Below are 5,953 nucleotides of genomic sequence, written 5' to 3' on the forward strand. Positions count from 1 at the left end.
GGTGGTGACGGCCAACTCACTGAGTTCGCCATTCAATGTCATCACTACTTTAACGAACTCAAACGCGCTGCTGAGCAAAAAGCCTTTCATGCTCGTCTCGTACAACAGCAAAAATCAGCTAAACGCTCTAATCGCTCCGCAACGAAATCTGCCAAAAATCACGAGCTCAGTTCACTCGCTCTTAATCAAGGCGTTCTGAAACATTTATAAGCCTGTGGTTATATGGAGGCGAATGTACTTTTCGGGGTATTTGTAACGATAGCGTTTTCCTTTCTTCAAGTTGGACTTAACGTACCTACACACTTTTTGGTCGCCACTACTGGTTACTCTTTTTATTACTGCGTTTTTACTTTTGTGCTCCATTTCTATCATGACGTCACAATAACCTTGATAGTCATCAAACTTATTGTCTACTTTCTTTTGAAGCTTAGTCTTAATCTTTTTAGCCAACAGGTTCGTTTCTGAATCGTCAGCAAAAACTGAAGTACTTGCAAAGATCAGTATCATTAAAGTTACAACGTATCTCATCGTTTTGGTCCGTTTATGTTGTTGATTGTTCGATGATAAGTAATTTTTCTGTAGATACGAAAATGGGACGCCACATTGCGTCCCATTTAACATGATGAAGTAACTGATATGTAATTAAGCGCGCTTCTTGCTTTTGTTTGCTTTGAAGCCCTGATGCGGAAAAACGTTACGAATCCTCTGTTGAACTTTTTTGGGAATGCCTTTGGAAAAGCTTAAGCGCATTCCTGTCCGTTGGCTATACACCTTCATTTCACCAGTAAACGGGTTATGCTCACTAATATCCTGTAAGTTGTGTTTGAAAGAAGGAGGTAGATGCCCTTTTACGTTACTAATATGGCCATTATCGAACTTTACTTTTAACACCGGCCTATCGACTGCGATCAACCAAAAGATCACGATGGCTGCAATTAAGATTACATATAACATTTGGCACTCCCTATCCTAGCTAGATAGCAATTTACTCAAATCCTCTTTAATTGAGGTAACTTTTTGACTCGCTTTTTCACTTCTCGACGCTTCGGAAAGCAAATATTCAATTGCGTCAGATAACGTACAACCAAGTTCATTCGCTCTGCTAGAAAGCTTTTCCCAAACTCGGTAATCTAAATCAATGGATTTCTTCTTTGTATGGACTTGCTCTGCATTGAAGTGACGTTTCCGTTTCGCTCGGATAGCCTGCTTGAGTTTATTATCTAACTCTTCTGACATGTGGTTTTCTATCCAAGCCAAGACAAGTGTAGGCTCGTGTTCAAGGCGTTTTAGTTCTGCGACCGCTGCATCTGCTTCGCTTGTATCAATATGTCGGGTAATCGCTTCACCATCTTTCCATTTTTTGATGAGATACTTCCATTTCCACCCACATTCTAGATTCTCAAGCTGCTGATATTTCATTTGTTCCGACCCATAAACATAACCTAGTGACAGCGTAACCCAGATGGTTTACTTGGGCAAATAAAACTCTTAGAAGTATCGATGTTGATCACTCATTTGTCTAAGTATTGTTCATTGAGAGATGAATGCCGAGAGCAAACCAAATTGGTGCTAGGGTGTTATAGTCCGTTTCGTTATAATGTCGGCAAGATTGAATTACGATGAATTTTAATGAACCAACTTAATTGGCAAGACGTAACACCTTCACTTGAGCAGTACGAAGCACTTTTAAAGTCTGCACCTTCGTTACCAAAGAAGTCTTTTACTGAGCTCCAACCGAGAATGTCGGCAACGATATCTCGTTTTTCAAAAATTTCTGGATTGACGCGAGTACTACTCATTAACTGCGTAGATAATTCTGTCTATAGAGAGTTCATCAGTAAAGCTCTTCAGAGCCAGTCTAACGCTGCGATTGTTTTGTCGGAATCACTTGATGCCAAACGCTTATTTGACCGTTACAGTGTCGATTTAAGTGGTGATATTGCCTTCCAACCTGGCTTAATTTCACAGGCAGATAGCGGTTACTTAATTGTACCGGCTAATCTAATTTTGGCTAACCCAGGACTTTGGCCAAATATAAAGTCTGCAATTCAACAAAACCTTATCGAGCCACTGAACCTAAGCCCTACTCGTTTACCTACTTCAGTACCGCAAGCTAAAGCTTATGATGTAAAACTGATTGTAACAGGAGAAAGAAGTCAGTTAGCAGAGCTAGAATACATCGATGAAGACTTCTGTTCTGGCTTTGCCATGTATACGGAAGTTGAAGAAGATATTCATCTGTCAGAGCAGAATTTGACAGATTACTTTGGTTTGGTGAACTGGATATGTTCTCAATATCAGCTGCCTCACTTAACCGAATGTGGTTTTAGAAGATTGTTGCTGGCCGGTATGAGATTTACTGAAGATCAACATTATCTGCCTTTAGGAGTAATGTGGCACTCTCAACTTCTAACGCTTGCCAGCCAGTTCAGTGATGGCCGAGCATTAGATTACAAGTCGTTAGATAAAGCGATTGACGACAAGTATTACCGAGAATCTTACCTTCCTCAGCGTGCCGTGTACGATATTTTAGATGGCCAAGTCATCATTGAGACAACTGGGGAACAAGTTGGTCAAATCAATGGCCTAACCGTTATTGATATGGCTGGGCACCCTGTCAGCTATGGTGAGCCTGCACGAATATCTTGTGTAATTCATTTTGGTGATGGCGATGTTTCCGATGTTGAGCGCAAAGCTGAGCTTGGAGGCAATCTACATGCAAAAGGCATGATGATTATGCAAGCTTTCTTGAGCTCTGCTCTGAAACTGGATGAACCACTGCCTTACTCTGCCTCCATCGTATTTGAACAGTCTTATAGTGAAGTTGATGGTGACAGTGCATCTCTTGCAGAACTTTGTTGCTTGGTGAGTGCTTTATCTGAATCTCCAATTAATCAACAAGTTGCTGTTACAGGAGCTGTTGATCAGTTTGGTCGAGTGCAAGCCGTCGGTGGCTTGAACGAAAAAATTGAAGGCTTTTATCAGGTTTGTAAACATCAAGGTTTTACAGGAAATCAAGGTGTTGTGATGCCAAAATCAAACCTTAAACACCTTGCATTACATAAAGATGTAATAGAAAGCATTAAAAATGGTGAGTTCCATATTTGGTCCGTTTCTACCGTAGATGAAGCTATTCCGATTGTAATGAATAAACCTTTTAGAGGTGAAGACGATAGCATTATTGGCAAAATAGCGGAACGTATTGAAAACTTTGAAAGACATGAGCATCCAGAAGGAATTGTGCAGCGCATCAAAAACTGGTTTGTCTAGTACTGATCGGAGTTGTTTAGCGTACACGTGTTCACTAAGATGCAGCTATCAAAAATTGGAGTAATTGATAATGCAAAACAAACGTGATTCTTATAACCGTGACGATCTACTTGCTTCTAGCCAAGGCGAACTGTTTGGGCCTGGTTACCCTCAGCTTCCTGCGCCAAACATGCTAATGATGGATCGTGTTACTAAAATGTCTGAGACTGAAGGCGATTTTGGTAAAGGTTTGATCTTGGCGGAATTGGATATTACTCCAGATTTGTGGTTCTTTGACTGCCACTTCCCTGGCGACCCAGTAATGCCGGGTTGTCTTGGCCTTGATGCGATGTGGCAACTTGTTGGTTTCTTCCTTGGCTGGGTTGGTGGCAAAGGAAAAGGTCGTGCTCTGGGTGTTGGCGAAGTGAAGTTTACAGGTCAGATCCTGCCAACAGCGAAAAAAGTGACGTACGAAATCCACATGAAACGCGTTGTAAACCGTAAGCTTGTGATGGGTTTGGCTGACGGTCGTGTATGTGTGGACGGCAAAGAAATCTACGTAGCAAAAGATTTGAAAGTTGGCTTGTTCCAAGATACTTCAAGCTTCTAATCTCGATTTTAATCGATTTATTAAGGCTCCTATTTAGGAGCCTTTTTGTTATCCAGTGTTAACCTACTTCCCTATGTCCCTATAATGTAGAAAAGGCTCCGTAGAGCCCTTTCGAATCCTTCTTTTTGTATGTGGAGAGTTTATTTGTAGAGACCAGATTGTCTTTCATCTCTGGCATCACGCCAACCACCTAACCAATACGACCGAGCATCAACTTGTTGATATGGGCAAGCCTCTTGAGACCTTCCATTCAACCCAGCTTTGTAGCCTTGAGATTGAGCTCGTTCTAGGCGATCACGCTTTTGTCTCTTCATAGTTAATTCCTCATACAGGTCCATTTACTAACGTACAGCTGTTATTGTGAAACTTTGATGGAGTTTTTATGACTCCACTTATAAGAATCGATCAAAGTAGGCAATTTCTCAAGGCATAAAAAAAGCAGAGACTCAAATGTGTGAGCCTCTGCTTGATTTAAAAATTACTGACGATTTTTAACTATTTTCTACGGAACCCAAACAATCCAAGCATGGTCAAAGCTAACCAACCAAGGCCTGCACCTTGACGCTCTGTCGTCGTTGAGTCAATGCTTCGAGATACGATGTCGTCCTTAGTTGCGTCAGCAATAGGTACTAGTTTGACTGCTACAATTTGCTCTTCAGAGCTACATGTCGCATTGTTTGCTGTTGTGCTATAACCACCTGCACATTTCATAGCAGTACCAGAGATCACACCTGCATCATTAATATCAGTTGCGTCGATAATACGGAACTGATTGTTTTGTTCAGAGTAATCACCGCCGTTAGTCAAACTGTCTAGGAACCAAGCTTTTCCATTGAATAATGTTGCAGCACGTTCACTAGTCTCGCCACCTAGGCTATATGGATAGATAAAACCGCGCTTACGACGTGGCTTGCCATCGTCTTCACGAGTCGTTTCCGCATCAAGTTGCCCGACGATTTCATTGTAAGAGTTGATACCGCCCATCTTACCGCCCGCACCGCTAAAGAAAATGCCAGTAGTTGGGTAAAAAGCGCTAATAGAATCCTTACGAACATCATCTACGATAAAGAGACGATTCGGAGCAGAGCCCGTTGGCATTAAGTATCCGCCCGAACGTTTCGCTTCACCAATAGCAACAAAATTAGAGTTAACGTCGGTTAATCGTGAGTTTGTATGAACCGTATCATCACCTTCGCGCTGTCTAGCTCCTACAACAACTTTATTTTTCCAAGTTGCGTTTTCAACGCTACCTTCGGCTTCTAGAGTTCCGACAAAAACAGTCGCATTCAGGTAGTTATCATCACTGTAAGTGTTGTAACCTACGCCATAGACCGTAGTTCCATCAGTGACAAGGTCACGCATGCTCCCTTGAGCTAACCTTTCTCCATCTTTAGATGTGCCACTTGGCCAAGCCAATTCACTGACGGTTCCGCTTTGATCCCAAATCGCTGCTTTTGATGTATGGTGAGATCCATTGGTATTGCTTGCTGTTCGAGAAACACTGCCAACAGTAAAAATGCCGTCTGTGCTCCAAGCATGGCTTTGCACAACACTTGCGTCACTATCGCCAGTAAGAATATTTGGCTCTACTGGTGCAACTACGGTATTTCGTGTTTCTAATGTAGAAGCATTTTCTGTGCTAACTTTACTCTGATTACCGACAGCTGCACCATCCTCGGTAAGCTGGTTGATAACATTGTTATATTCATTTTTATAAGCAGCAGAATCTTCTTCTATGAACGCTAACGCATTAGAAGTAAAGTCTTTACTACGTTCTTTATTCCACGGCGTCCAGTTTACTGAGGCCCAAGAGTCACAGGTGGAATAGCGAAGCTGGTTGTAACAGTAACGCTCAAAGTCTTTGAGTTCTTGGATGTAATAAAAGCCAGCGTCTAATCCGAATGGGATTTCTTCACGATAGCTGTTCCCATCCACGGCTTGTGTCGCTGAAATCGGTGTAGTGCGAGTTTCCATTGCAAGTTTAAACTGCTCTGGCGTGCAGTTTGCTGCTGCATCAAAGCAGCCTAAAGCGAAAGGTGAACCTGTTGAAGGATCTGTACCTGCATCGCCCTGTTGAATTGCAACCCCGTAAGC

General features: G+C 42.2%; 8 protein-coding genes. 3 read left to right on the top strand and 5 right to left on the bottom strand.

The features are described 5' to 3' along the window. The coding region (locus CAG68_RS02465) for a hypothetical protein (RefSeq protein WP_161440743.1) at positions 1 to 210 on the top strand (210 nt) is incomplete at its 5' end. On the opposite strand, the gene CAG68_RS22280 is transcribed toward CAG68_RS02465, so the two are convergent. From CAG68_RS22280 to matP, 3 genes are all read right to left on the bottom strand, one after another. Continuing rightward, positions 205 to 528, bottom strand: coding sequence for a hypothetical protein (locus CAG68_RS22280; protein ID WP_017634287.1), 324 nt, complete (start codon positions 526 to 528; stop codon positions 205 to 207). The genes CAG68_RS02465 and CAG68_RS22280 overlap by 6 nt on opposite strands. Positions 529 to 642: 114 nt before the next feature. Then, positions 643 to 954, bottom strand: a complete 312-nt coding sequence (locus CAG68_RS02470) for a DUF3634 family protein (protein WP_064368427.1) — start codon at positions 952 to 954, stop codon at positions 643 to 645. 15 nt (positions 955 to 969) lie between these two features. Further along, the gene (gene matP / locus CAG68_RS02475) at positions 970 to 1,419 is read right to left on the bottom strand and encodes a macrodomain Ter protein MatP (RefSeq protein WP_005396497.1); all 450 of its coding nucleotides are present in this window, start codon (positions 1,417 to 1,419) and stop codon (positions 970 to 972) included. Positions 1,420 to 1,629: 210 nt separating this feature from the next. On the opposite strand from matP, the gene CAG68_RS02480 reads away from it, so the two are divergent. Further along, positions 1,630 to 3,270, top strand: coding sequence for an AAA family ATPase (locus tag CAG68_RS02480; protein WP_053303052.1), 1,641 nt, complete (start codon positions 1,630 to 1,632; stop codon positions 3,268 to 3,270). A gap of 70 nt (positions 3,271 to 3,340) precedes the next feature. Beyond that, on the top strand, positions 3,341 to 3,859 hold the full coding sequence (fabA, locus tag CAG68_RS02485) for a bifunctional 3-hydroxydecanoyl-ACP dehydratase/trans-2-decenoyl-ACP isomerase (protein ID WP_005390081.1): 519 nt from the start codon (positions 3,341 to 3,343) through the stop codon (positions 3,857 to 3,859). Between the two features lie 140 nt (positions 3,860 to 3,999). Here the strand turns inward: fabA and rmf are convergent, their stop codons facing one another. Together rmf and CAG68_RS02495 are read right to left on the bottom strand one after the other, a co-directional pair. Further along, the gene (gene rmf, locus CAG68_RS02490; RefSeq protein WP_005377453.1) at positions 4,000 to 4,173 is read right to left on the bottom strand and encodes a ribosome modulation factor; all 174 of its coding nucleotides are present in this window, start codon (positions 4,171 to 4,173) and stop codon (positions 4,000 to 4,002) included. Positions 4,174 to 4,354: 181 nt separating this feature from the next. Continuing rightward, the coding region (locus CAG68_RS02495) for a DUF3466 family protein (protein WP_161440744.1) at positions 4,355 to 5,953 on the bottom strand (1,599 nt) is incomplete at its 5' end.

Origin of the sequence: Vibrio sp. V42_P2S4T144, assembly GCF_009904715.1 — a bacterium.
GTDB lineage: Bacteria > Pseudomonadota > Gammaproteobacteria > Enterobacterales > Vibrionaceae > Vibrio > Vibrio alginolyticus.